This window comes from Amycolatopsis sp. NPDC034160, assembly GCF_055575355.1.
This window is the reverse complement of record NZ_JBVISU010000017.1, coordinates 140,231-166,639: the sequence shown is the minus strand read 5'-3', so window position 1 is coordinate 166,639 and position 26,409 is coordinate 140,231. Positions and strand designations below refer to the sequence as shown.

General features: G+C 68.2%; 21 protein-coding genes. 10 read left to right on the top strand and 11 right to left on the bottom strand.

From position 1 onward, the window contains the following. Positions 1–178: 178 nt before the first annotated feature. Both ACZ54P_RS29425 and ACZ54P_RS29420 read left to right on the top strand, forming a co-directional pair. A complete protein-coding gene (locus ACZ54P_RS29425) occupies positions 179–979 on the top strand; it encodes an SDR family oxidoreductase (protein ID WP_465464818.1) in 801 nt (266 codons plus the stop codon). A 2-nt stretch (positions 980–981) separates the two neighbouring features. Then, on the top strand, positions 982–1,947 hold the full coding sequence (locus ACZ54P_RS29420; RefSeq protein ID WP_465464817.1) for an aldo/keto reductase: 966 nt from the start codon (positions 982–984) through the stop codon (positions 1,945–1,947). A 193-nt stretch (positions 1,948–2,140) separates the two neighbouring features. On the opposite strand, the gene ACZ54P_RS29415 is transcribed toward ACZ54P_RS29420, so the two are convergent. From ACZ54P_RS29415 to ACZ54P_RS29405, 3 genes are all read right to left on the bottom strand, one after another. Further along, positions 2,141–2,641 (bottom strand): TetR/AcrR family transcriptional regulator, encoded by a 501-nt coding sequence (locus ACZ54P_RS29415; RefSeq protein ID WP_465464850.1) that lies wholly within the window; start codon positions 2,639–2,641, stop codon positions 2,141–2,143. Between the two features lie 56 nt (positions 2,642–2,697). Then, entirely contained in the window at positions 2,698–3,909 is a 1,212-nt protein-coding gene (locus tag ACZ54P_RS29410) for an MFS transporter (RefSeq protein WP_465464816.1), read from the bottom strand. A 97-nt stretch (positions 3,910–4,006) separates the two neighbouring features. After that, positions 4,007–4,582, bottom strand: coding sequence for a TetR/AcrR family transcriptional regulator (locus ACZ54P_RS29405; protein ID WP_465464849.1), 576 nt, complete (start codon positions 4,580–4,582; stop codon positions 4,007–4,009). A 169-nt stretch (positions 4,583–4,751) separates the two neighbouring features. On the opposite strand from ACZ54P_RS29405, the gene ACZ54P_RS29400 reads away from it, so the two are divergent. Beyond that, positions 4,752–5,951 carry an oxygenase MpaB family protein gene (locus ACZ54P_RS29400; protein WP_465464815.1) on the top strand — a complete coding sequence of 400 codons (1,200 nt, stop codon included), beginning with the start codon at positions 4,752–4,754 and terminating at the stop codon, positions 5,949–5,951. A 63-nt stretch (positions 5,952–6,014) separates the two neighbouring features. Here ACZ54P_RS29400 and ACZ54P_RS29395 read toward each other — a convergent pair whose 3' ends face one another. After that, on the bottom strand, positions 6,015–8,543 hold the full coding sequence (locus ACZ54P_RS29395; RefSeq protein WP_465464814.1) for a fibronectin type III domain-containing protein: 2,529 nt from the start codon (positions 8,541–8,543) through the stop codon (positions 6,015–6,017). A 304-nt stretch (positions 8,544–8,847) separates the two neighbouring features. Further along, positions 8,848–11,424 carry a glycoside hydrolase family 3 protein gene (locus ACZ54P_RS29390; protein ID WP_465464848.1) on the bottom strand — a complete coding sequence of 859 codons (2,577 nt, stop codon included), beginning with the start codon at positions 11,422–11,424 and terminating at the stop codon, positions 8,848–8,850. 349 nt (positions 11,425–11,773) lie between these two features. Between ACZ54P_RS29390 and ACZ54P_RS29385 the strand changes: the two genes are divergently transcribed. Next, a complete protein-coding gene (locus ACZ54P_RS29385) occupies positions 11,774–12,205 on the top strand; it encodes a Rossmann-fold NAD(P)-binding domain-containing protein (protein ID WP_465464813.1) in 432 nt (143 codons plus the stop codon). A gap of 2 nt (positions 12,206–12,207) precedes the next feature. On the opposite strand, the gene ACZ54P_RS29380 is transcribed toward ACZ54P_RS29385, so the two are convergent. Next, entirely contained in the window at positions 12,208–13,158 is a 951-nt protein-coding gene (locus tag ACZ54P_RS29380) for an Lrp/AsnC family transcriptional regulator (protein WP_465464812.1), read from the bottom strand. Positions 13,159–13,226: 68 nt separating this feature from the next. Here ACZ54P_RS29380 and ACZ54P_RS29375 point away from each other — a divergent pair, with 68 nt between their 5' ends. Continuing rightward, a complete protein-coding gene (locus ACZ54P_RS29375) occupies positions 13,227–14,534 on the top strand; it encodes an MFS transporter (protein ID WP_465464811.1) in 1,308 nt (435 codons plus the stop codon). Positions 14,535–14,659: 125 nt separating this feature from the next. On the opposite strand, the gene ACZ54P_RS29370 is transcribed toward ACZ54P_RS29375, so the two are convergent. Continuing rightward, positions 14,660–15,145, bottom strand: coding sequence for an RrF2 family transcriptional regulator (locus ACZ54P_RS29370; protein WP_465464847.1), 486 nt, complete (start codon positions 15,143–15,145; stop codon positions 14,660–14,662). A 114-nt stretch (positions 15,146–15,259) separates the two neighbouring features. Between ACZ54P_RS29370 and ACZ54P_RS29365 the strand changes: the two genes are divergently transcribed. Next, entirely contained in the window at positions 15,260–15,991 is a 732-nt protein-coding gene (locus ACZ54P_RS29365) for an SDR family oxidoreductase (RefSeq protein ID WP_465464810.1), read from the top strand. 80 nt (positions 15,992–16,071) lie between these two features. On the opposite strand, the gene glpD is transcribed toward ACZ54P_RS29365, so the two are convergent. The 3 genes from glpD to ACZ54P_RS29350 are packed head-to-tail and all read right to left on the bottom strand — an operon-like array spanning position 16,072 to position 20,143. Next, a complete protein-coding gene (gene glpD, locus ACZ54P_RS29360) occupies positions 16,072–17,787 on the bottom strand; it encodes a glycerol-3-phosphate dehydrogenase (protein ID WP_465464809.1) in 1,716 nt (571 codons plus the stop codon). A gap of 5 nt (positions 17,788–17,792) precedes the next feature. Continuing rightward, entirely contained in the window at positions 17,793–19,310 is a 1,518-nt protein-coding gene (glpK, locus tag ACZ54P_RS29355) for a glycerol kinase GlpK (protein WP_465464808.1), read from the bottom strand. Positions 19,311–19,321: 11 nt separating this feature from the next. Beyond that, a complete protein-coding gene (locus ACZ54P_RS29350; protein WP_125787025.1) occupies positions 19,322–20,143 on the bottom strand; it encodes an MIP/aquaporin family protein in 822 nt (273 codons plus the stop codon). Between the two features lie 151 nt (positions 20,144–20,294). On the opposite strand from ACZ54P_RS29350, the gene ACZ54P_RS29345 reads away from it, so the two are divergent. The 4 genes from ACZ54P_RS29345 to ACZ54P_RS29330 all read left to right on the top strand — a co-directional run bounded on the left by ACZ54P_RS29345 (position 20,295) and on the right by ACZ54P_RS29330 (position 25,447). Then, positions 20,295–21,062: an IclR family transcriptional regulator gene (locus tag ACZ54P_RS29345; protein ID WP_465464807.1), complete on the top strand. Its 768-nt coding sequence runs from the start codon at positions 20,295–20,297 to the stop codon at positions 21,060–21,062. 13 nt (positions 21,063–21,075) lie between these two features. Next, entirely contained in the window at positions 21,076–23,025 is a 1,950-nt protein-coding gene (gene glpK / locus ACZ54P_RS29340) for a glycerol kinase GlpK (RefSeq protein ID WP_465464806.1), read from the top strand. Between the two features lie 181 nt (positions 23,026–23,206). Continuing rightward, entirely contained in the window at positions 23,207–23,476 is a 270-nt protein-coding gene (locus tag ACZ54P_RS29335; RefSeq protein WP_465464805.1) for a hypothetical protein, read from the top strand. A gap of 372 nt (positions 23,477–23,848) precedes the next feature. Next, positions 23,849–25,447, top strand: a complete 1,599-nt coding sequence (locus ACZ54P_RS29330; protein ID WP_465464804.1) for a purple acid phosphatase family protein — start codon at positions 23,849–23,851, stop codon at positions 25,445–25,447. Between the two features lie 12 nt (positions 25,448–25,459). On the opposite strand, the gene ACZ54P_RS29325 is transcribed toward ACZ54P_RS29330, so the two are convergent. Continuing rightward, entirely contained in the window at positions 25,460–26,092 is a 633-nt protein-coding gene (locus tag ACZ54P_RS29325; protein ID WP_465464803.1) for a MerR family transcriptional regulator, read from the bottom strand. Between the last annotated feature and the right edge of the window lie 317 nt (positions 26,093–26,409).

Sequence of the window (26,409 nt, the reverse complement as noted above, 5' to 3'; positions counted from 1 at the left end):
AACAAGGGATCACGTGCTAAAGTCCGGCGCCGGAAACAAATAAGTCGACACGGTCAGAACAGGCCACTGACCTGCACTTTTATCACCTCGACTCCAGATTTCGGCGCCGCATTGCTCACCGCCGTCACAAAACAGAAGAATTGTCATCTACAGCAGAACGAATAACCATGGAGCGCATGTGGAAGTGACAGGACGAGTCGTCGTGCTGACCGGCGCGGCACACGGTATCGGCGCCGCCATGGCCAGGCGGTTCGCCGCCGAAGGCGCCGCCGGAGTGGTGGTCTCCGACCTCGACCTCGACGCGGCCGAGAAGGTCGCCGCCGAAATCACGGGCTCGGGCGGTGCCGCGATCGCCCGCCACGCCGACGCGGCGTCCAAAGAGGACTTGAAGATGCTGGTCACCGAGGCGCGTGCGGAGTTCGGGCCGGTGGACCTGTTCTGCTCCAACGCCGGCGCCGCCTTCGGCACCGGCGTGCACGCCGCGGAAGAACAATGGACGCGGTCGTGGGCGATCAACGTCATGCAGCATGTGCACGCGGCGCAGGTCGCGCTGCCCGTGATGCTGAGCCGGGGTCAGGGATACCTGCTGATCACGGCTTCGGCAGCGGGCTTGCTCGGCACCCCCGGCGACGCGCCGTACTCGGTCACCAAACACGCGGCCGTCGGGCTCGCGGAATGGCTGGCCATCACCTACCGGCCGCGTGGCGTGCGGGTCAGCGCGCTATGCCCGCTCGGGGTGCGGACCGCGTTGCTGGAGCCGGGGATCGCCGCCGGTCATCCCGCCGCGCTCGCGGTCGCCGCCTTGGCACCGTTGCTGGAACCGGAAGACGTCGCGGAGTCCGTCATACGCGGTCTGGCGTCGGAGGAGTTCCTGATCCTGCCGCATGAATCGGTGCGGGAGACCTACGCGCGCAAGGCCGCGGGTCTAGACGAATGGATCGACCGCACCATCCTCGAAACCGGCGCGCTGAAGAGGTGAGCATGGACTACCGCAGGCTCGGCGCGAGCGGGTTGTCCGTCAGTGAAATCTCCTACGGCAACTGGCTCACGCATCCCGACGGCGCGGAGTGCGTCGAGGCCGCGCTCGACGCGGGCGTCACGACCTTCCACACCGCCGCGGCCTGGGACGGCGGTGCCGCCGAGGAGAACCTCGCGGCAGCACTGACCCCCGCCCGCCGCGGCGATCTCGTACTGTGCACCGGCGTGTTCTGGCCGGAGGGCCCCGGCGTGAACGACGCCGGCCTCAGCCGCAAACACCTGACCACGTCGCTGCACGGCTCGCTCCGGCGCCTGCGCACCGACTACATCGACGTCTACCAGTTGCTGCGGTTCGACTACCGCACCCCGCTGGAGGAGACGTTCCTCGCGCTGTCGGATCTGGTGCGGCAGGGGAAGATCCTCTACGCGGGCACCGCGGAATGGACGGCCGAACAGTTGCTGGAGGCCAAGCCGATCGCCGACCGGCTCGGTGTCCCGCTCATCGCCAACCAGCCGCACTACTCGATGCTCTGGCGGGTCGCCGAGGCACAGGTGATGCCGGTGTGCGAACGCGCGGGCATCGGCCAGTTCGCGTCCGTCCCCCTCGCACAGGGCGTGCTGACCGGCAAATACCGACCCGGCGAGATCCCGCCCGACTCGCGGGCCGCGAAGTCTCCCGAGGCCCGGCCACTGCTCCTTCCGGACCTGATCGAACGCGTCGGCATGCTGCGCGGCGTCGCCGACGAGGCTGGGCTGACCATGGCGCAACTGGCGATCGCGTGGGCGTTGCAGCACAACACCGTCGCCTCGGTGGTGACCGGGGCGAGCAGCGCCGCACAGGTGACCGAGAACGCGAAGGCGTCCGGGGTGGTGCTGGGCCTGGACGTACTGACCCAGATCGATCAGCTGCTGGGCAGCTTCGTGCAGACGGACCCGCGGTTGACCTGGTCGCCACCCGCGACCACCTGACCTGCTCGTGAGTGATTGGGGTCGTTCTGCGCTTCGAGGGCCGCGAGCGCCACGCGTGAGACGCGGACGTCCCGCTGACATCGGTCCGGTGGACAGCGGTGTTCCCAATGCCGCATTGGAGACACTCAGCGACACCACTGCGACATTGGGAACACCGCTCGAGCAGGCCCCGGTCGGCCGGGGCCCGAATCACTCACGAGGCCAGCGCGGTCCGCAGGATGGCTTCGAACCGGTCCGCCGACGGCGGCTCGTCCCGCAGCAATCCCTGCAGCAGCAATCCGTCCACGAGTCCGACCAGCATCTCGACGCGCACCGGGTCGCTGGTGTAGCGACGGGCGAAGTCCGCCAAGGCCGCGAGCCAGCGATCGGTCGACTCGCGGAGCTTCGGCTCACGGGCGGCGAGGAGGTACAGCTCGTACTCCGCCAGCAGATGCCCTGGTGTGGCGACCGCGTCGGCCATCAGGAGGGCGAACTTCCGCAGCGTGTCCTCCCCGCCGTCGGTTTCGGCGGCGAGGACGCGCATCCGCTCGGCGTCCTCGTCCATGCACCGGGTCAGCGCCGCGGTCAGCAGGTCTTCGATGCCCCGGAAGTGGTACGCGGCCGCCGTCGCGGGCACCCCCGCCTCACGGGCGACGGTTCGGTGACTCACGCCGGAAACACCTTCCTTCGCGACGATGCGAAGGGTGGCCTCGATCAGTTCCCGTTTGCGTTGCTCGCCCTTGGCCAGCCTGCCGTCGGTGATCGGCTCGTTCAGCAGGCCACCTCCTCCTTCGCGCGCACGGCGGTTTTCCCGTTCAGCAGAGGATACGAGAGCGCGGCGATCAGGATGACCAGCCCACCGGCGACGACCGCGACGGCGAACCCGCCGTCCGGCCCGAAGCGGTCGACGGCCTCGCCCGACACCGCGGCGCCGAGCGCGACACCGATGCTCAGCCCGGTGATCGCCCAGGTCATCCCCTCGGTCAGGTTCTCCGCCGGGACGACCTTTTCGATCATCCCCATTACGACGATCATCGTGGGAGAGAAGAACAACCCGGCGACGAAGACCACGACGCACAGGCTCACGACACCGTCGACGACCGTCAACGGCACCGCGCTCGCCGCCGTTCCGGCCGTGCCGATCAGGAGCAGCCGGGCAGGCGGCATGGTGATCTTGAGCGCTCCGAAGGCCAGCCCGGAGATCGCCGAACCGACGGCGTAGACCGAAACGACGATGCCCGCGGCCGCCGGAGTCCCGACGTGCTCGGCGAAAGCCACGCTGACGACGTCGACCGTGCCGACGATGACGCCCCCGGCCACCAACGTCAGGACAAGGACCCGTACCGCGCCCAGCCGGATCGCCGAACCACCCGCCGACTCGCTTATCGAAAGGGCGGGCGGTTCCGTTTCGCGCTGCGCGACGAACAGCAGCACCCCGACGGCGAGGAACACGATGGCGACCAGCGGTCCCGCTTCCGGGAAAACGGTGGTGCACAACGCCACCGACAACGCGGGCCCGATGACGAACGTCAGCTCGTCGACCACCGATTCCAGGGCGAAAGCGGTGTGCAGCCGGGGCGAATCGCGGTACAGCCGTGACCACCGAGCCCGGACCATCGCCGCCATACTGGGCATGAACCCGGCGAAGACGGCGCACACGTAAAGCGTCCAAGACGGCGCCCCGAACCGGGCGCAAAGCAGGAGCGCGCCGAGCGCCAGCACGCTGATCCCGGTCACCGGCAGCAGGATCCGGCACTGGCCCCGCCGGTCCACCAGCCGCGAGACCTGCGGTCCGAGCAGCGCCATGGACAGTGTGAACGTCGCCGAGACCAGCCCGGCGAGGCTGTAGTCACCGCGCGTCCCCACCAGCATGGTGATGATCCCGATCCCCATCATGGGGACCGGGATCCTGGCGGCCAGCCCCGCGGCGGAGAAGGCGATCGAGCCCTTCGCGGAGAACAGCTCTCGGTACCGGCCTGCCACAGCACTCCACACAAGTTGAACGATCGCTACATTTTGAACACTCGTTTCACTTTATACACACGATCCATTACCGGCGCAACGAACGCGGGCGACAGCCTTACCGCGATCGACCCGGCCGCAGCATCGGAACCAGGAACCGCCTAGCCACTTCGCGGACCTGTTCGTCGTCGTCGAGATCGATGACATGGCTCGGAGTGACCAGGAACGAGGCGGAAACCCTCGTCATCAGTTCGGCGACGAGTTCGACGTCGACGTCTTCCGAGACGTGGCCGGCGTGCTGCTCGCGGCGGAGCTGACCCGCGACGAACCGCTGCACCGTCGCCAGGGTGTACCCGCCGTCGCTGACCATCGACGGGACGAGCACGTCGGGCTCGACGGTCATCAGCCCGCCGATCAGCGGGTTGTGACGGATCGCCCGCAGCGCGCTGGCGAAACCGAGCACGACCCGGTCCGCGGCCGATTCGGCGTGCTGGATGTCGAGCAGGAACTGGTCGAAGTAACGCCGGAATTCGCGGCGCACCACCTGCTCGACCAAGGCGTCCTTGGTGGCGAAGCGGCGGTAGGCGGTGATCCGGGAGACCCCGGCCCGGCGCGCGACGTCCTCCATGGTGGAGCGGCGGATCCCCATCCGGCAGAACTGTTCGTAGGCGGCGTCGAGCAGCCGGAGCGCGATCTCGTCGCCTTCCTCGGCGCGTTCGAGCGCATCGGTGAGCGCGCGCTCCAGCAGAGAATCCGGGTCTGGCGTCTTCGCGATGATTGTGCTCTCCTTGAGATACGCGGTTGCACTACTTGTATCACAGTATCAATCCGCAGGTCCGGGACTCAAGGAGGAGTACTGGCGCATGACCCAACTCAATCGACGCAAGATGCTGATCGTCAGTGGTGGAGCGACGCTTCTGGGGGCCATGGGGCTGGCCCAGCCCGCCTGGGCGTGGAGTCCGAGCGGTTCGGTGGCCGGAACGGGGGCGGGCACCGATCCGAAATGGGTGTGGGACGCCGAAGCGGATCCAGTGGTCGCCGCGGTCCTCGACCGGGGGCAGGTGGCGCAGGTCAACCAGGCGCTGCGGACCTGGACCAGGAACGACCAGCCGACGCCGTCCGGACTCCCGCCGGACCTGCGGGAGTTCGTCGAGCACGCGCGAGCGCTGCCGTCGTGGGCCGATCAGTCCAAATTGGACAAGGCCGCGGATTTCATGAAGGTCAGCGGGCGGTTCGTCAACCTGCTGAACGGCCTCGGCGGCGGGATGCTGAGCACCGCCATCCCGAACGAAGCGAGGGCGGTCTACTACTCCAAAGGCGGCGCGGACATGAAGGACCGCGTCGCGAAGACGGCCAAGCTCGGCTACGACGTGGGTTCGCTCAACGCCTACCGGCCTGACGGCCAGATGATCGTCTCCGCGGTGAAGACCCGCCTAGTACACGCCGCCGTCCGGCACCTGCTGCCGCAATCCCCGCACTGGCAGCAGGGTATCCCGATCAGCCAGAACGACATGCTGGTCACCTGGCACACCCTGCCGACCTACACGATGCGCAAACTGACCGAGTGGCGCGTCGCGGTCTCCCCCGCGCATTCCGCCGCCTACCTGCACATCTGGCAGGTGACCGGACATATGCTCGGGATCAGCGACGAATACCTGCCCTCGACGTGGAACGCGGCTTACGCGCAGTCCACGCAGGTGCTCGACCCGGCGATGGGACCTACCCGCGAGGGCGTCGAACTCACCGACATCCTCCTCGACATGCTCGCCGAGCAGACCAGCCCCGGCGGCGCCGACCGGCCGATGGTCAACGCGCTGGCGCGGTACGTCGTCGGCGACCGGGTCTCCGAGTGGAACGGCATCCCGCGGGAACCCGTGTGGGATCCGCTGATCGGCACCGCGTTCCCGGCATTGGTGGCGTTCCACGAAAAGCTCATCCCGCTGCCGCTGGTGCCGCCGGTCGCCTGGGTACTGGACGAGGCCATCCGGCAGTACATCCGGCTGTGGCTCTCGGAGGGGAGGCCTGTGCACATCGAGATCCCCGACATGAACCGGCCTTCGTGACGAAGTGGCCGGTGCTGACCCGCCGGGTGCGGGCGGCGTGCCCGTCCGCACCCGGCGGTTCGGTCAGCCGATCTTGACGTACTCGGCGGGCGGGCCGTCGCCCGCGCTGTTGTGGGCACGCACCGTCGCCCGGACCGGCATGTCGGTGGTGCCGGGATCGGGGACGATGGTGAATCCGTTGCCGGAGATCCGTTCCTGGAGGGTGCAGGTGTCGTCGGCTTCGGCGGACTTGCACACGACGACGCCGTAGGTGACCGCCTCGTGGCCGTCGTCCGCCGGGGCCGTCCAGGTGAGGACGACGTTCGCGCCGTCACGGCGGAAGGCCAGGTTCAGCGGCGCGCTCGGCGCGATGACTCCACTGTGGACATACGCGTGACCGGTGGCCTGGGAGCAGGTTCCGGAGGCGGTCTTGGTGGCGATCACCTTGTCGTGCGCGGAACCGGTGGCGGGCGCGGTGTAGCGGCCGCCTGCCGTGATCGTGCCCAGCGCGTTCGCTCCGAGGGACCAGGTCACCGGCTGGGTGTTGGCGCAGCCGACCGGCGTGGCGGTGAGCTGCACGGTCTCCCCCGCTCGCATCTTCCGGGTCGCCGGTTCGACCTTGAGGGTGGTGAGCTTGTCACTGGATTCCCAAACCGACCACTCGTCCTGGTAGACGCTCATGCTCTTGTCCAGGTCCAGTAGCGGCACCTGGAACGACAACCCCACGTCGACCCCCACGAGCACCTTGCCCCATGGTGTCCTGGCCGAGTCGGCGTCGAAGCTCAGCGCCGGGGTGACGTAGAGGCCGGGCCCGGCGAGGTCGTAGAGCAGGATGGCGAGTTTGATCGGCACCTCGACCTTGACCAGGGCCTTGGCCTCCAGTCGCGGCTCGAACGCGGTGGTGGCCGCGGTGGTCAAGGATTCCGGCGTCCATTCACGGGTTTCCCCGCTGTAGCTGAGCCTGCCGCCGATGACCTGGTCGTAAGACGCCGCGAAGCTGAACTCCAGCGAGCCCTCCGCGGTCAGCTTGCCACTCAAGGTGAATTTCGGGCACAGCACCAGCGGGAACCAGCCGATCCAGAGCGTGTAGCACGAGAAGTCGTACTCCACCAAAGGTTTCTCCGGTTCCACCGAGCCGGAGAACATTGCGGCGAACCGGCCGTCGAGCGAGGCGTGGACGGCGGCGGTCGCGCTGATCGAAGCGCTGTTGAGGTGGAACCAGGACATGTCGACGTTCACCGCCCAGTCCGGCGTGACGGTGAGTTCGCCGGTCAGCCCGGCCTCGAAACCGACTTGGCCCTCGGCCTGGAGCTTGGTGTCGCCCGAGGTCGAGACCTGCGGTTTGTAGGCGATGCTCAGATCGAGTTTGCCGCCGATCGACTCGGCTTCGACCCTGGCTCCGGGCACCAGGGAGCGGGCCTGCCCGTCGCGCATCCAGTCGGCCTTGGGCGCGATGTGCAGCGAGGAGGTGTCGACCGCCTCCTGCAGCTTGGCGTCGGCGGTGATCAGCACGACCTTCTCACCGGAGATCCGCACCTCGGTGATCCTGCGCAGCAGGCCCTTGCGCGGCCGGGGTAGCCGTGCCTCGGCGACGATGACCTGGCCGACCGCGAGGTTCTTCACCTGAGGGGTCGCCAGGTTGAACACCACTCGGTCGTGGGTGATCTTGCTGATGGCGTCCATGCTGTTCACGCTCAGCTTGACGGTCTTGCCACCGATCTTGTAGCCCGACTTGGCCCGGCCGGTGCCCGCCGCCGCGAGGCCGCTCGCGCCGTTGGCGGCGGTCACGCTGACGGTGTGCACTTTCTGCGGGTCGAGACCGGTCAGCGTCGCTCTGCGCACGGACCCGTCCACCTTCACCGATTTGGCGCCCGGCGACGCCGTGACGGTGTAGGAGGTGATAGCCGCGCCGCCGTTGTCCACCGGTGGCTGCCACGTGACGTCCAGCGAGCCCTGGTCACCATTGGCCGAGGGCAATGCCGCCACCGCCTCCGGCTTGCCCGGCGCGTAGGCAAGTTTCGGCACGGCTCCGCCCTTGCTCGCGGCCTTGCCCGCGCCGATCTTGTTGGCCGCGGTCACCGACACGGTCTCCGTCTTGCCGTTGGTCAACCCGGTCAGCGTGGCGGTGCGGACGTTGCCCGCGACGCTGACCGTCTTCCCCGACGGCGTCGCGGTCACGGTGTAGCCGGTGATCGGCGCACCCCGGTCGGCACCGGGGTTCCAGTGCACCACCAGGCTTCTGTCCCGGCCGAGTACCGAGTCGATGGTCGGAGGCAGCGGCCTGCGCGCGACCCTCGGAATCACCGGTTCGGACTGGCCGGACCTGGGCGAGGCGACCCCTGCGACGCTCTCCACCGCGGTGAAGGTGTACTTCGTGCCATTGGTCAATCCCGTCACGCGCACCGACGTGTTGCTTCGGTCCTTGACCACGGCGGTCCGGCCACCGGGCGCGGCCGTGACGGTGATCGACCACTCCGCCGCCGGATTCCGGTCCTGGTTGGCTGGAAGGAACACCACGTCCGCGGCGCCGTCACGGGAGAACACCTCGGTCAGGTGCGGAGTGGCGAGACCGGGTGCGGCCTTGGCCTGGCCGGCGGGTACGACAACGGCCAACGAAAGGAGCACGACAAGGGCGGACAAAAACGAAAATGGGCGCGCGGCACCGCGACTGGGTCTCACAGGAATCGTCCCCTCGATCGAGCGGAAAAATGAATTCCATTCAACCGTAGCGCCGCCACGGATAACCGGGAATCGCTCGACAGGTTCGCCCACCGCGACACGTCCGGGTACCCGATCAGCACAAAGCACCGAAATCGGCATCAGCGCTGCGCGGATAGCCCATCGCTCTAGGCTTTTAGAAGTAAAGACCAGGGCGCGGATCGCGTTTAGCCTGCTGAACGCGATCCGCGCCCTGGGGTCAGTTCAGACTCGAACAAGGCCTCACATCGGGGTCTTGGGCGCCCTTCGGCACCCACCGCACATTGGCGAACGAGGCGGAGAATTGCCCCTCGGTGTACACCAGGAACGGCGTGTTGACGTTCTCCAGGTCCAACCCGTTGGCGAAACACGACACCGGGATCTTCACCGTCGACTTCGGCGCACCCGCCAGGTCGGTGAACAGCTTGGTCGCGTTCACCTCGGAGAAGCACGGATAAACGCAATGCATGCTGATCACCGTCCGATTGGCCGGTGCCTGATGCACGATCGTGTCGAACTCCAGCGCCGCGTCGGCGTTCAGGTACCCGCGAAGATCGTTGGTACCGGCGGGATTCTGGAAGTAGAGCTGCGCCGGGCCGGTGCCGGTCCAGGTCGATTTGAGGCCGTCCTGCTGGACGTTCACATCGGACTGGACGACCGCGATCTCGGCGTGCGAAGCGGTGCCGTCCGGACCGATCTCAGTGCCGCCCCAGTTTTGCGCGGAGCCGATGAAACCCTTGTACGGCGCGATATCCGTGCGGTTGAACACTTCCAGGTCCTCGGTCGCGGTGCCGCCGCCACCGGTGGAGCCACAGGTCACCGGACCCGTGGTCTCATCCAACTGCCCGACGGTGACACGCTGCCCGGTCTTGAGGCCGTAGCCGAGTTCGAACAACGGGTCGTACTCGGGCGAACCGGCGTTCAACGGCGTCTGGCAGGCGCTTTTCGGCCACGAGTACGGCAGGGTGCCCTTGAATCCGCCCTTGACGAGGACATCGGCGACGCCGCCACCCTCGGTACCGGGCAGCCAGGCCGCCACGAACGCGTCCGAGCGGTTGATCTCCTTGTTCAGGTACAGCGGGCGGCCGCCGACGTACACCGTGACGACGGGAGCGCCCTTGCCGCTGACCTTGTCCAGGACGGCGAGGTCCTCGGGGTACAGCTTCGAGGCTTCCAGCGTCTTGCGGGTCAGGTCGCCGACGCCCTCCGCGTACGGGGTCTCACCGATGACGGCGATAACGGCGTCGTAGCCCTTCAGGTCGGTGTCGCCCTTCTCGTCGAAGGTGACGTTGACGTCGCCGAGCTGCTGCTTGAGTCCGGTGAGGATCGAGGTGGCGTTCGGGAAGTCGGCGTTGGTGTTGCCGGTCCCCTGCCAGCTCAGCGTCCAGCCGCCGGTCTGGTTCTGGATGCTGTCCGCGCTCTTGCCGACCACCAGCACCTTCGACTTCGGCTTCAGCGGCAGCACGTTTCCGTTGTTCTTCAACAGCGTCTGCGACGAGCGGACAGCGTCGCGTGCCAGCCAGGTCTCCTTCAGCGCTTCGTCGGAGTTGGCGTAGGAACGCTCGGACGGCTTCTGCGACTCGTACAGCCCGGAGCGCAGCTTGACACGCAGGATGCGGGTCACCGCGTCGTCGATCCGCGCGAGCGGGATCTGGCCGCCGTTGACTTGCGCGACGGTGTTGGCGATGAACGCCTTCCAGTCGTGCGGGACCATCACGATGTCGATGCCGGCGTTGATCGCCTGCGGGCACGAGGCGTTGGTGCAGCCGGGCACCTGGCCGATGCCGTTCCAGTCGGACACGACGAGGCCGTCGAAGCCCATCTTGCCCTTCAGGATCTGGTTCAGCGCCTTGTCGCTGCCGTGCAGCTTGCCCTCGTCGATCCCGAGTTCGGCGTTGGTCCAGCTGTTGAACGACACCATCACGGTCTGCGAGCCCGCCGCGAGCGCGCCGTAGTAGCCCTGGCCGTGCACGTTGATCATCTCGGCCTCGGAGGACGGGTTGACTCCCTGGTCCTGTCCCTTGAGGGTGCCGCCGTCACCGATGAAGTGCTTGGCGGTGCCGATCACGCCGTTGTAGCCGATGCGTTTGGCCGAACCGTCCTGGAGACCGTTGATCGCCTCGTAGCCGTACGCCCGGGTGATCCGCGGGTCCTCGGAGAACCCTTCGTAGGTCCGGCCCCAGCGGTCGTCCTTGACGACGGCCAGCGTCGGCGCGAACGCCCAGTCCTGACCGGTGGCGCGGATCTGCCGGGCCGTCGCCGCGGAGATGTCGCGCACCAGGCACGGGTCGTGTGCCGCGCCGAGCCCGATGTTGTGCGGGAAGACGGTGGCGCCGTAGACGTTGTTGTTGCCGTGCACGGCATCGATGCCCCAGATCACCGGCGTCCGGGTCCGGCTGTTCTTGGCGGCGTCCCAGTAGGCGTCGGCGAGCTTCAGCCAGTCCTGCTGCGACGCGTGCTTGTCCTGGTTCGGCCACGAACCGCCGCCGTTGAGGACCGAGCCGATGGAGTACTGCCGGACCTCGTCGGGGGTGATGGCGGCGATCTCGGGCTGCGTCATCTGACCGACCTTCTCCTCGAGGGTCATCCCCTTGAGGAGCTGGGCGATCCGCTGCTCGTCACCGGCCTTGCCCTTGAACCGGCTCTCGACCTTCGGCCAGTCGGCGAGCGGCGGAAGGCTCTTCTCGATCCGGGCGCAACCGTCCCGGTCGAGCGCCGGCTTCCCGATCACGGGCTGTTCGGCCGCACCCGCCGACGGCGCGGCCGCCACGGCGCCGCCGAGCAGGGCCAGGCTCATCAAGGCGACGAGCGGACTTCGGCGCGCACGAGAACGTCTTGCCATGGTCTGGTCCATTCTGCGGGAGGCGGGGACCGGCCGATCCTCACCGGAGGGGACGGGCGCGTCAAGAGTTTCGGACCGGTACGGCCGCTGTTAATTTCTGCCATAAAATAAGACTTGACAGGTGATCCCCGGACGTCGAGCGGTGGAACGCCGCTTGACCTCCACGATGCTGGAGCTTTTACCTCGCTGACCGAAGCCTTCGAGGGCGTCACGCGGCTGCACATCACCGCGACGGCCGGGCTCGCCGACGTCGGCGCCGAACTGGCGAAACGCGCCGTGGACGCGGCTGGAGCCTCAGGAGTTCATGTCCAACACGCTGACCTGGATCGACGCGATCCGCGCCGATGGTGTGGTCCGCGAGCCCTACGACTTCCCCAGCGCGCTCGTGCACGAGGCCGACATCGCCGCCGTCGCGGTCACCGCGCTGCTGGAAGACGGCCATTCGGGTCAGGCGTACAACCTGACCGGCCCGGAAGTGCTGACCCCGCGTCAGCGGGTCGCGATCCTCGCGAACACCCTCGGCAAGGACATCACGTTCGCCGAGTTGCCCCACGAGGCGGCCATCGACCGGCTGATGACCACCGGATTCTCCCGCGCAGACGCCGAGTACGTCATCGGCTGGTACGCCGACCCGCCAGCGGAGGCGAGCACCGTGGTCGGCACGGTCGAGAAGGTGACCGGCCGCCCGGCCCGCACCTTCGCCCAGTGGGTCACGGAACACGCCGACCGGTTCTGAACTCACGCCGGAAGCGGCCCGACCGCCTTCACGATCTCCAGCACCGGAGCGGTGTGCAGCGTGCGGATCGCGCGCTGCGCACCGAGCCGCCGGGTGAGGTAGTGATGCAGCGCGGCGGGGTCAGGGCACAGCGCCTGCGCGATCAGATTGGTCGGCCCGGTCGTGGCGGCGACCACCGCCAGCTCCTCGTGGGTGGCCAGGGTCGTCGCGACCTCGTCCAGATCCGCCGGTGCGATCGCCATCCACAGGAACGCCTGGGTGGTCACGCCGTACAGGGCCGCGTTGATCTCGACGTCGAAGAAGAACGCACCGCTCGCGCGAAGATCGTCCAGGCGACGGGTCACGGTCGACGGCGCCAATCCGGTCGCGACGGCGAGCTGCGTGACGCTCATCCGGCCGTCGTGGCGGAGCACGTCGATCAGGGCGTGGTCCGCCGGGGTCAGCGGACCCTGATCGACGACGGTTTCCTTTACCCGTAACGCTTCTTGTTGTTCCTCGGTCAGCGCGGCCAACCGTCCGTGCCAAGCCGTCGGGCCGCCGAGATAGGTGTGCAGCATGAGATGCGCGGACACGGCCGTGACGGTCGCGGTGCGCGGGATGTCGTGCAGCAGCATCGCGCTCGGCGAATCCGTCGGCGTCTGCGCGATCGCGACGATCTCCGTACCGCCCGAGGTCAGCTTGACCCACGACGTGTCCGGCCGCTTCGCCAGTGAACGGGCGAGCGTCCGCGCCGTGGCGGGCTGGGCGGTGAGCCGCACAATCCACTGCGTCAGCCCCGCCCTGCCGGGATCCGGCAGGCCCACCACCCGCAACCCCGCTTCGGAGCGAAGCCGCTGGTAACGACGCGCGACGGTCTGTGTGGACACGCCCAGCACGACGCCGATCCGGCTGAACGGCGCTCGGCCGTCGAGGTGCAGCGCATGGATCAAACCGCGGTCGATCTCGTCAAGCATGGAAGATTTCGTCCATTCGCCGCCGAATTCGTGGAACGAAGCCTATCGTTCGCCCGAGTATCGCGGTCATGCAAGAGACGAAAGCCAGCCCGCTCCCGCTCGCCATCCTGCTCGCGGCCGAGGCGATGAACGTGCTGGACGCGACGATCACGCAGGTCGCCGGTCCGGCGATCCACGCCGACCTCGGCGGCCCCGCGTCGGCCATCCAGTGGTTCGGTGCCGCGTACACCCTCCCGTTCGCGGTACTCCTGATCGCCGGCGGCAGGCTCGGTGACCTCTTCGGCCGCCGCCGGATCTTCCTGTCCGGTGTCGCCGCGTTCGCCTTCGCGTCGCTTTGCTGCGCGCTCGCACCGGACACCGCCGTCCTGATCGGCGCGCGGGCGGTGCAGGGCGTGGCGGCGGCCCTGGTGATCCCGCAGACCATCGGACTGATCAAAACGCTGTACACCGGCCCGGCGCTGGCCGCGGCCCTCGGCTGGAACGGGCCGGTGGTCGGTCTTTCTGCGGTAAGCGGGCCGCTGCTCGGCGCCGCGTTGACGGAGCTGTCGACCTGGCGAGCGGCGTTCCTGGTGAACGTGCCGATCTCGATCGCGGTGCTCGCGGTGGGCAGACTGCTGCCGGAAGACCGCGTCGCGCACGGGGTCCGCTTGGACCTGCAGGGCACCGCCCTCGCCTCGCTCGGTACCGGGCTGATGGTGTATCCGCTGATCGACCGGTGGAACTGGACGCTGTTCACCGGCGGCGTCGCCGTGCTGGTGGTGTTCGGGTTCCATCAGCGGGCACGGCGGCATCCACTGGTCGAGCCGAGCCTGTTCGGCCACCGCGGCTTCCCGGCGGCGCTGGTGACGTCGACGTTGTTCTTCGCGGTGATGAACGGGCTGATGCTCGTGGTCGTCCTGCATCAGCAACTCGGCGAAGGCCGGAGCGTGCTGGCGTCCGGACTGACCCTGCTGCCGTGGTCGGGCGGGCTGGCGCTGTCGTCGTGGGCGGCGGGCCGATGGCTCGTCCCCCGCCACGGGGCACGCGTCGCGTTCGCGGGCCTGGCGTCGCTGCTCGCCGGGATCCTGCTGGCGATGACGGGTCCGTTGCCGCTCGCACTCGGGGTCGGCGGCCTCGGACTGGGGCTGTTCACGGTGCCGTTCTTCACGACGGCGCTGTCCAGGGTCCGTCCACATGAGACCGGTTCGGCGGCGGGACTGCTGAACGCGGTGCAGCAACTGGGCGCGACGCTCGGCGTCGCCGTCCTCGGCACCGTCTTCCTGCAGGGACACTCACTGACGCGGACGCTCTGGCTGGCGGCGGCGCTGGTGCTCGCGACCATGGCGGCCACCGCGCTGATGTACCGACCTAGTGAGGGGTCTCCCCAGGGGTCGTGAGCGGGGACTGCAACCAAGTAGCGAACGCCCCCTTCGCTACCTTCAGGGTAAGCAAGGGGACCTTCACGACAACGAGCCGATCACGCCCTATTTGCCTTACCCCTCAAGAGAACCCTCATCAGCACTCACGACCCCTGCCCGTCAGCGGCCTTGAACCACGCGCCGATCCCGGCGAGCGCGCCCGGACCGTAGTCACCCCGGACGTCTTCGGCCAGGTCCGCGATGGAGACCGCGCGCAACGCCGCCCGCCACTGCGTCTCGGCGTTGGCCATCGCACGGCTGATGGCGCACGGCGCCGTACACGCTTCGGGCGGCGTCGCCATCGGTCCGCGTTGCCGGATCTCGGTGCAGATGAAGGCCGGTCCGGGTCCGTCGATCGCCTCGACGACGTCGAGCACCGTGATTTCCGAAGGCGGTCGAGTGAGGACATAGCCACCGGACTTCCCCTGTACCGAGCGGATCAGGTCGGCCCGGGAAAGCGCCTGAAGCTGCTTCGCGAGGTAGCTCGGGGAGACGTCATGCAGTTGCGCCAGACGCGCGGCAGGCGCGGGTTCGTCGACCGAGGTCAGCACGACACAGCAGTGCAGGGCCCACTCGACCCCGCCGGACATCTTCACCCGGATGACTCTAACCCGCCTCTTGACTCGGACACAATATGTCTGAGTAGTATCTCGGATATGAGGTGTCCGAGTTAGCGGGCACCTGTCGACGAAGGGCACTGGGTCATGAAATTCGCGATCATCGGCGGCACCGGATTGATCGGCTCGCAGGTCGTGCGGAACCTGAACGAAGCAGGGCACGAGGCGGTCCCGCATTCGCCGTCCACCGGGGTCGACCTGCTCACGGGCCAGGGACTGGACGCCGCGCTCGACGGTGCCGACGTGGTCGTCAACCTCACGAATTCGCCGACCTTCGACGACGCGTCCCCCGCTTTCTTCCGGACGTCGATGGACAACCTCGTGGCCGCGGCGAAGAAGGCGGGCACCGGGCATTTCGTGATCCTGTCGATCGTCGGCGTCGACCAGGTGCCCGATCTCGACTACTACCGGGCGAAGACACTGCAGGAGGACATCCTCAAGGGCAGCGGAGTCCCTTACTCGATCGTCCGCGCCACCCAGTTCATGGAATTCGTCGACGCGGTCCTGTCCTGGACCGCCGACGAGAACACGGTCCGCCTGCCCAGCACGCCGATCCAGCCGATCGCCGCGGCGGACGTCGCCGCCGCCGTTTCCGAGGTCGCGGCCGGAAAGCCGCTGAACGGGACCCTCGACGTGGGCGGCCCGGACGTCTACCCGCTGGCCGAACTGGGCCGGATCACCTTGTCCGCCAAGGGAGACCCGCGTTCGGTGACCACCGACGAGACCGCGGGCATGTTCTCCGCAGTCAAGGGCGACGTCCTCACCACCAAGGACGGCGCCCGCCTCGCCAAGACCCGCTACCTCGACTGGCTCCAATAAGCATTTAGTCCTCTGAATGCGGTAGTTGCGTGCGCAAGGACCGCATCCAGAGGACTAAACGCCACCCACGAGCGCCGGGATCAGCTCGACAGCAGTGCCGGAGCGGCGAGCCGGCTGGCGTTCGCCGCTTCGTCGTCCGGCTGGGCCTGCGCGGAACGCTCCGCCTCGACCCGGGCGAGATAGTTGGTGACCTCGCGTTCCCGCTTGTGCGAGTCCCAGCCCAGCAGCGGCGCCATCAGCTCCGCGACCACCGGCGCCGCCGTCACGCCACGGTCACGTTCCTCGATGGAGATCCGCGTGCGCCGGGTCAGGACGTCCTCCAGGTGCAGCGCGCCCTCGTGCGAGACCGCGTAGACGACCTCCGCCTTGAGGTACTCCGCCGTTCCCGGGATCGGCTCGCCCAGTTCGGGACGCTCCGAAATGGACTCCAGGATGTCCTCGATCGCGGTGCCGTAACGCTGGAGCAGGTGCTCGATCCGGCCGATCGGCAGCCCCGCGCGCTGGGCGAGCGAGTGCCGCGCGCCCCACAGCTCGTGGTAACCCGTCGCGCCCACGATCGGCAGCCGCTCGGTCCACGACGACGGCGCCGGACGGCCGAGGTCCTCCACCGCGACGTCGACCGCGTCCGCCGCCATCACGCGGTACGTCGTGTACTTGCCACCGGCCACGATCACCAGGCCGGGCACCGGATGCGCCACGGCGTGCTCCCGCGACAGCTTCGTCGTCGACGTCGCCTTCGCGGCCAGCAGCGGCCGAAGCCCGGCGTAGACGCCTTCGATGTCGTCGGCGGTGATCGGCGTGCGCAGGACGGCGTTGACGTGGTCGAGCACGTAGTCGACGTCGGCCTGGCTGGCCGCCGGATGCTCGCGGTCGAGATCCCATTCGGTGTCGGTGGTGCCGACGATCCAGTGCCGTCCCCACGGAATGACGAACAGGACGCTCTTCTCAGTGCGCAGGATCAACCCGGTGTCCAGGTCGATCTTCTCGCGCGGCACCACCAGGTGGATGCCCTTCGACGCGCGCACGGTGAACGGCGCCGGGATGCCTGCCGCCTCGGCCATGTCGTCGCTCCACACGCCGGTGGCCGCGACGACCGTCTTCGCCCGGACCTCGATCTCCGCGCCGCTCTCGCGGTCGACGACCTTCGCACCGACGACGCGCTCACCGTCTCGGATCAGCGAGGTCACTCGCGCCCGGGTGAGGACGGAGGCGCCTTGCTCGGCCGCCGTCCGCGCGATCGTCATCGTGTGGCGGGCGTCGTCGACCTGGGCGTCGTAGTACTGGATCGCGCCGATCAGGGCGTCTTCGGCCAGCCCGGGCGCCACTTTCGCCGCGCCGCGTTTGGACAGATGCCGGTGCCGCGGGAGCGCGCGAGCCCCGCCGAGGGTGTCGTAGAGCGTGACACCCGCGCCGATGTAGCCGCGTTCCCAGACGCGGTGCTTGAGCGGCACCAGGAACTTCACCGGCCGGACCAGATGCGGCGCCAGCGTCTGCAGCAGCAGGCTCCGTTCCTTCAACGCCTCGCGGACCAGTTTGAAGTCGAGGTTCTCCAGGTAGCGCAGCCCGCCGTGGATCAGCTTGCTGGACCGGCTGGACGTCCCGGCGGCGAAGTCGCGAGCCTCGACGAGCGCGACGGAGAGCCCCCGCGACGCCGCGTCGAGCGCGACGCCGGCGCCGGTCACTCCCCCGCCGACGACCAGGACTTCGACCTCTTCGCGGGCGAGCTTGCGCAACGTCTCCGCGCGGTAGACCGGGGAAAGCGGTACGGGTTTCACAGTGTTTCTCCTCGTCTTCATCGGGCTCACTCGACCTCGACCCAGTCGAGCGTGCGGCCGACGGCCTTCTGCCAGCCCGCGTAGCCCTCGGCGCGCTGTTCTTCCGTCCACGACGGCTCCCAGCGCTTGTCCTCGTTCCAGTTCTGCTCCAGCTCGTCGGTGGACTTCCAGAACCCCACGGCCAGACCGGCCGCATAGGCGGCCCCGAGCGCGGTGGTCTCGGCGACGACCGGCTTCGACACCGGCACGCCGAGGATGTCGGCCTGCAGCTGCATGCAGAGTTCGTTCGCGGTCACGCCACCGTCGACACGCAACACGTCGAGCGTGACCCCGGAGTCGTTCTGCATGGCCTCGACGACGTCGCGGGTCTGATAGCAGATCGCTTCGAGCGTCGCCCGGGCCAGATGGGCGTTGGTGGTCGCCCTGGTGAGCCCGACGATCGCGCCGCGCGCGTCCGAACGCCAGTACGGCGCGAACAGGCCCGAGAACGCGGGGACGAAGTAGACGCCGCCGTTGTCCTCGACCTGGCGGGCGAGGCTCTCACTCTGCGACGCGCCGCTGATGATGCCCAGCTGGTCACGCAGCCACTGCACGGCCGAACCCGTGACGGCGATGGAGCCTTCCAGCGCGTACACCGGCTTCTCGTCACCGAACTGGTAGGCCAGCGTCGTCAGCAGGCCGTGCTTTGAGCGAACGACCTCGTGCCCGGTGTTGAGCAACAGGAAATTGCCGGTGCCGTAAGTGTTCTTCGCTTCGCCGGGGCGGAAGCACACCTGACCGACGGTCGCCGCCTGCTGGTCGCCGAGGACGCCGGTGATGGCGACCTCGCCGCCGAGCGGGCCGTCCGCGCGGGTCGTACCGAAGCGGCCGTTGTTCGACGACGGTGCGATCGACGGCAGCATCTGCTTCGGGATGTCGAAGAACGACAGCAGTTCGTCGTCCCACTCCAGGGTTTCCAGGTCCATCAGCATGGTGCGCGACGCGTTGGTCGGGTCGGTCACGTGCACGCCGCCGTCGGGCCCGCCGGTGAGGTTCCAGATCAGCCAGGAGTCGGTGGTGCCGAAGAGCGCGTAGCCCTTCTCCGCGTCTTCCCGGACGCCGTCGACGTTCTCCAGGATCCACTGCAGCTTGCCGCCGGAGAAGTACGTCGCGGGCGGCAAACCGGCCTTGCGGCGGATGATGTCGCCCTTGCCGGACCGGTCCAGCGCCGAGGCGATCCGGTCGGTGCGGGTGTCCTGCCACACGATGGCGTTGCAGTACGGGCGCCCGGTGCGGCGGTTCCACACGACGGTGGTCTCGCGCTGGTTGGTGATGCCGAGCGCGGCGAGGTCGGCGGTGGTCAGGTTCGCCTTGTTGAGCGCGGTGGCGATGACCGAACGGGTCCGCTCCCAGATCTCGGTCGGATCGTGTTCGACCCAGCCCGGCTTCGGCAGGATCTGCTCGTGTTCGAGCTGGTGACGGGCGATCTCGTTGCCACCGTGGTCGAAGATCATGAACCGCGTGCTGGTGGTGCCCTGGTCGACGGCGCCGATGTAGTCAGACATGGTTTCTCTCCCTAGGAAACGCGCTCGATGTCCTTGGCGGGCAAGGCTTCCGGTGCCGGGTCGGCGGGCAGGTAGCGTTCGATGAAGAACTTGTAGATCGCCCCACCGATGACCGCGCCGATGACCGGTGCCACGATCGGGATCCACCAGTACGGATAGCCGTATTGATCGGTGAACGCCGTGTCGTAACCGGTGAGCCAGGACATCAATCGCGGGCCGAAGTCACGGGCGGGGTTGATCGCGTAGCCGGCGTTGGTGCCCCAGGCCATGCCGATCGCGACCACGAGGAAGCCGACGACGACCGGGGCGAGGTTCGCGGCGGGCGCGGTGTTGCGGAGGTCGGTGATGGCGAAGATCACCAGCGCGAGGATCGCCGTCCCGATGATCTGGTCACGGAAAGCGCCCCAGTCACCCACCGGAAGGGTTCCGTTACCCGGAAGGGTGGAGAAGACACCCTGGGTCTTGATCGTCAGGCCGGGGTCCGCGGCGTTGAGCACCTCGGTGTAGTTCCAGCGCACCAGCAGCGCGGCGACGAACGCCCCGGCGGTCTGCGCCAAGGCGTACGGCGCGACCTTGCGCCACGAGAAGCCCTTGAACACCGCGAGCGCCACGGTGATGGCCGGGTTCAGATGCGCGCCGCTGATCCGCGAAGCGACATAGATGCCGAGCGTGACACCGATGCCCCACGCCCACGCGATGCTGTCGTGGTCGCCGATGCCCGCGGCGACGACTTGAGCCACCACCCCGCAGCCGAACAGGATGAGGATCATCGTCCCGACGAACTCCGCCGCCAGTTCGCCCGCGAGTCCGCGAGCCTTGAGGTTTCGCACCATTGCTTCCTCCACAAAGGACACCGTTGCCCTGATGAGGCCGAAGTTAAGTTCGGGGAAACCCGGGGTCAACGGACACCGGTCGGCATTGTCGAACGTCCGAAGACGATGTTCGACATTGTCGAATCAGCGCCGGTCGGGCTACGGTGTGGCCGTGCCCGGTCCGATCCAGTCCATCGAGCGCGCCGCCGCGATCCTGCGGTTGCTGGCGCGCGGTTCCGGCCGTCTCGGGGTCGGCGAGATCGCCGATTCACTCGAACTCGCCAAGGGAACGGCGCACGGGATTCTGCGTACCCTGCAAGGGGTCGGCTTTGTCGAACAGGACCGCGATTCCGGGAAATACCAACTGGGCGCGGCACTGCTGCATCTGGGCACGAGCTACCTCGACGTCAACGAACTCCGCTCGCGCGCGATCAACTGGGCCGACGCGCTGGCCGCGCGCAGCGGCGAGGCCGTCCGGATCGGCGCGCCGCTGGAGGGCCGGGTCCTGGTGGTACACCACGTGTTCCGGCCCGATGACAGCCTGCAAACCCTCGACGTCGGCACGCTGCTTCCGTTGCACGCGACCGCGCTCGGCAAAGTCCTGCTGGCCTATGACACCGGTCTCGTGGCATCGTTGCGCACCGGCGAACCGGAGGCCTACACCCGCCGGACCCTGGTCACCCAGACCGCGATCAAACGCGCCTGCGGCAAAGTGCGTGAAGCGGGCTGGGCGAGCGAGAACGGCGAAATGATCACCGGCGAGGCCGGGATCGCGGCACCGATCCGCGGCCACGGCGGCATCGTGGTCGGCTCGATCGGGGTGTCCGGCGCGGCGGACCGGATCTGCGAGCCCGACGGCAGCCCGATCCCGCGGCTGCTCGGTCACGTCCGCGACGCGGCACGGGCGGTTTCGCGCGATCTCGGCGCGTCCCGATGGTGATGGAGGTGCTCGCGTGGTCCAGCGCTATGTGATGTCGATCGATCAGGGCACCACCTCGACGCGGTGCATCCTGTTCGACGCGCGCGGCAGGCTGGTGTCGGTCGCGCAGCGCGAGCACCAGCAGCACTTCCCGCGGCCGGGCTGGGTCGAACACGACGCGACGGAGATCTGGCGCAACGTCGGCCGGATCGTGCCGCAGGCGCTGGCCGACGCCGGCGCCGAAGCCGGGCAGGTGGTCGGCCTCGGCATCGCGAACCAGCGGGAGACCACCGTGCTGTGGGACCGGCACACCGGCAACCCGGTCGGCCGCGCGATCGTCTGGCAGGACACCCGCACCGACGCGATGCTCGAACAACTCGCCCGCGAACCGGGCGCCGACCGCGTCCGGCAACTGTGCGGTCTGCCGCTGGCGACGTACTTCTCCGCGCCCCGTGTCCGGTGGCTGCTGGACCGGACGCCCGGCCTGCGGGAACGCGCCGAACGCGGCGACGTCCTGTTCGGCACGGTCGAGAGCTGGCTGATCTGGAACCTGACCGGCGGGCCCGACGGCGGCGTCCACGTCACCGACGTCACCAACGCCTCCCGCACCATGCTGATGAACCTGCGGACACTGTCGTGGGACGACGAACTGCTGGAGTTCTTCGACGTCCCGCGCGCGATGCTGCCGGAGATCCGGCCGTCGACCGAGGTGTACGGGACGACGTCGCGGGTGGTGCCCGGGATCCGGATCGCGGCGGCGCTCGGCGACCAGCAGGCCGCGCTGTTCGGCCAGACCTGCTTCGCGCCCGGCGAGGCGAAATGCACCTACGGCACCGGTAGTTTCCTGCTGCTCAACACCGGTCCGACCCCGGTGCTGTCGGACCACGGCATGTTGACGACCGTCGGTTTCAAGATCGGCGACGAACCCGCCGTGTACGCGCTGGAAGGCTCGATCGCGGTCACCGGTTCGCTGGTGCAGTGGTTCCGGGACGGGCTGGAACTGATCGGCAGCGCGCCAGAGATCGAAACGCTGGCCCGCACGGTCGAGGACAACGGCGGCTGCTACATCGTGCCCGCGTTCTCGGGTCTCTTCGCGCCGCACTGGCACAGCGAGGCACGCGGGGTGATCGCCGGATTGACGTCGTACATCACCAAGGGACACCTGGCCAGGGCCGTCCTGGAGGCGACGGGCTGGCAGACGCGCGAGGTCGTCGACGCGATGAACGCCGACTCCGGCCTCGCCCTGTCCACGCTCAAAGTGGACGGTGGGATGACCGCGGACAACCTGCTGATGCAGTTCGTCGCCGACGTCCTCGACGTTCCGGTGGTCCGCCCGATGGTCGCCGAGACCGTGTCACTCGGCGCGGCGTACGCGGCCGGACTGTCGGTCGGCTACTGGCCGGATCTGGAGGGCCTGCGCCGGAACTGGCACCGCGCCGGCCAGTGGCTCCCGTCGATGAACCCCACCCGCCGCGACAGCGAATACGCGCACTGGCGCCAAGCCGTGGAACTGACCTTCGGCTGGATGCGGCCGGGGCCGGCGGCCGCGCCCCCGGGTTCCGACCTGGTCGAGGTCGTCCTGGCCGATCACCGCCGGATCGAGCAGCTGTTCCGGGACCTCCGCAACGACGAGGCCGACCGCCCGGCGCTGGTCGCGGAACTGTCGGCGTTGCTGGTCGCCCACGTCACCGCGACGGAACGAATCGTCCGTCCCGATGCGACGGAGAGCGGTCTCGCCGCCGAACTGCTGGCGGTACTGGAAGCCGTCGACTCCGAGAAAGCCTTGGTGGCACTGGAAAATTCGGTCGCCACCCATATTCGTTCCGAGGAACGCGGACTGCTGAACGAACTCCGGCGCACCATGTCCACTTCGGACCGGACCGGCCTCGGACGGGCTTTCGTCGCGGAACGGCAACGGCAGCTGGACCTCGACTGCGGTTCGGCCGCGCACGTCCGCGAACAAGGGTCGCGGCTGCGGCTGTAGCCGTTGACGTCCGCGAGCGGCGTGCTAGCCTGTCGCCCATGCAGCGCTTCGCTCGACTCGTACTCAAGCGCGCCGGCTGAAACCAGGTCGCCGGCGCGCAGTCCGGCGACCCCTCGATACGGGGCATCTTCCCGGGACCTGGCCCTTCTGGCCGTTTCGTTCCCGTTCTTGGAGATCCACGATGTCGCTCACCACGTTCCAGGTTCCCGCCCCTCGTTCCGCGCTGATGGTCCGCCGCCGGATCGCCACCTACTTCGTCGGCGGCGTCGAACAGATCCCCGGCCTGGTCGCCGCACTCGGCTGCCTCGTCCACGACCTGTCGGTCGACGTGCGCGACGGTGTCCGGGAAAGCACGATGACCTGCGCCGTCCTTATCGCGGAGGAGGAGGTCGAGGCGTTGCTGGAGGGGCTGCGCGGCCTGCCTTCGGTGGTCTCCTCCGAACTGCTCTGACCTTCCCGCGATCGGTACTCGCGGGGAGTACATGATGGCCCCCTTCCTTGCGCCTGGCGCAAGGAAGGGGGCCATCATGTACTGGGGAAAGTGGGCTTTCACGCCTCGCCGTGGTGACTGGCGGTGTCGTTGAGGCTAGTGGTGACGGCCCGGGCCGCGCGAAGGAACACCCCGTCTGGCGGTGGGGGACGTCGGGCTCGTCCATGAAGGATCCGGGACGTCGAGTGACCCAATTTCTTCACAGACGTCGGCCGGGCCCGGAAGTCCGTGTACGTCCCCTATGACCGAAGTCACTTGCACGGTTCCATGCAGCCGGACCGGAAGCCGTCCGCACCCCTTGACTTAGTTAGGAAGCCTTCCTAACTTCAGAACATGTCTGAGACTCCCCGAAACCGCAGGTCTCAAGCCTATCGTCGACTCAGCCTTGCCGAGAAGCACGACAACTTCATCAACCAGTACTCCCGGCGGACCCTGTTCCGGGTGGGCGCGATGGGCGGCGCGGCCCTCGCCACTGGCGGCGTCCTGCTCCCCGGCACCGCTGCGGCCTCCCCCGGCCCGACCGTCCTGCTGACCGCCGACAGAACCGCGGGTTCGGCGCTGCGGCCGTTCGGCAGGCACATCGCCTACGGGGCGGACCCGTCCCAGCAGGTCGTCGTCTCCTGGCAGGTCCCGGCGACAGTGACCGCGCCGTTCGTCCGGATCGGCACGGTTCCCGGCGACTTCAGCCCGCCCATCGCGGCCGAAGTCCGGGCCCTGACCAGTCAGATGTCCTGGCAGCACCCGGTCGAGGAAGTGCCGCCGAACAGTCCCAAGACGATCACCCAGTACTACCTTCACGCCCGGATCGACCGTCTGCTGCCCAACACCACGTACTACTACGTCGTCGGCCACGAGGGTTACGACCCCGCCGCCAGGCTCGGCGAGATGGCGAGTTTCCGCACCGCGCCCGCGCCGGGTGGCGACGGCACGTTCACCTTCACCGCGTTCGGCGACCAGGGCGTCGGCTACAACGCCGTCGCGACCAGCAGCCTGATCGCGGGCCTCGACCCGGCCTTCCACCTCGCCATGGGTGACCTGAGCTACGCGCTCGAAGGTGAGGGCGGGCATCCCGAAGAAGACCAGTACGACGCGCGGTTGTGGGACTCCTTCTTCGTGCAGAACGAACCCGTCACGGCGGGGATCCCGTGGATGATGGCGCTCGGCAACCACGAGATGGAGGGCTGGTATTCGGCCGACGGCTATGGTGGCGTGCGTGCCCGGTTCACCATGCCGGACAACGCGTGGACGGGCTCCACGTGCATCTACTCGTGGCGTTACCAGAACGTCGGGATGATCAGCCTCGACGGTAACGACGTCTGCTACAACAGCCCGTCGAATCTGGATTACACCAAGGGAAAACAGCTCAAGTGGCTCGGGAAGACGCTCGCCGCCTTCCGCACCGACCCGACGATCGACTTCATCGTCGTCTACTGCCACCAGTGCACGTACTCCACCTGCCATTCCAACGGCGCCGAACTCGGCGCGCAGACGGACTGGGCGCCGCTGTTCGACAAGTACCAGGTGGACCTCGTGCTCAACGGGCACAACCACATCTACGAGCGCACCGACCCCATCCGCGCCGGCAAGGCCGTCAAGAAGGTCCCCTCGCGCGGGACCACCAACCCGGTCAAGGACGGCACCACCTACATCACCGCGGGCGGTGGCGGCGGCAGCGTCTCGGAATTCCCCGCACCCGACACCTACCTGGGACACGAGACGAGCAACGACTCCCCCGTGCCGATGAAGTACTCGGAACGGGACGGGCACAGCCTGACGAAGAAGGTCACCTGGTCCCGCGTCCGCTTCCGCGGCTACAGCCTGGTCGCGGTCGACGTCATCGCGGGCACGGGTACCACTCCGCCCAAAATGGACGTCCGGGCGATCAGCGCGGACGGCACCCTGGTCGACCAGATCATCGTGCAGCGTGCCTGATCGAGGCGGCGGCTATCCCGGTCGCCGCCTCCCTGGTTCTTCCTCGGGAAAACCAGCCGCGTTCTCGACCGTCGCCCTGAAAGCGCTTACAAGCAGCTCGGCGAGACAGTCGCGCGGAGCAGCGGAAGCGGGCCCCGTCTGCGTTCTGAGCGCGGCCAGCTGCTCATCGGCCAGCGGTGCGACCCGGTCCAGGAACTGTCCGAGGAACCGCAGGGCGGCGACGGGCGGCACCCCGGCCCCGATCAGGTCGGCGACAGCGCGTCGCACGGAGGGGCGCACGACAGCGGGCCGCCCGGCGTCGTCCCGGCCCAGTACTCCGTGCCGTTCCAGGCAACGGGCGAGCGAAGGCTGGTCGCGGACGACGCCGTCCACCGCGGCACCCAGCCGGTCGACGCCGCCGTCCACTGTGGCCGTTCCCAGCATCGCGGCGATGGAGACCAGGTTGAAGCCCTGTTTTTGCAGCGTCGTGATGCGTCGCAGCCGCCGCAGATGAACAGGTCCGTAATAGGCGGATCTGCCGTGCCGGACGGGCGACGGCAACAGCCCTCTCGTCTGATGCGCCCGGATATTGCGCGCGGACATGCCGACGATCGCGGAAAGTTCTTCGATCGTGTATCCGGCCGGTCTCGGCAAAAGGGGCTCCACGCCCCCAGCTTAACCAATGGTCCGATGAGTAGCCCACGAAGCCGGTGCAATGACGACAGCACCGTCACCCGGCTGAATTGCCGAGCGGCGATAAGTCCATCGGTTCGCCACGCCGGCCGCAAGGTCCACCCGGAGACTTGCACCTTTTCGTGCCAAGGAATGCCGGTTTTGAGGCGTTCTACACCATCCGACTGCTCCAGTCAGGCGATCTTGATGGGCCGGAGACTTTCCTGCCGTTTAAATGCAGCTGAGACATCAGATGTCTTACTCTGCCGACGCCCGCGGAGCGCCGCTGAACCCGATGGTTGGTCGTCAAA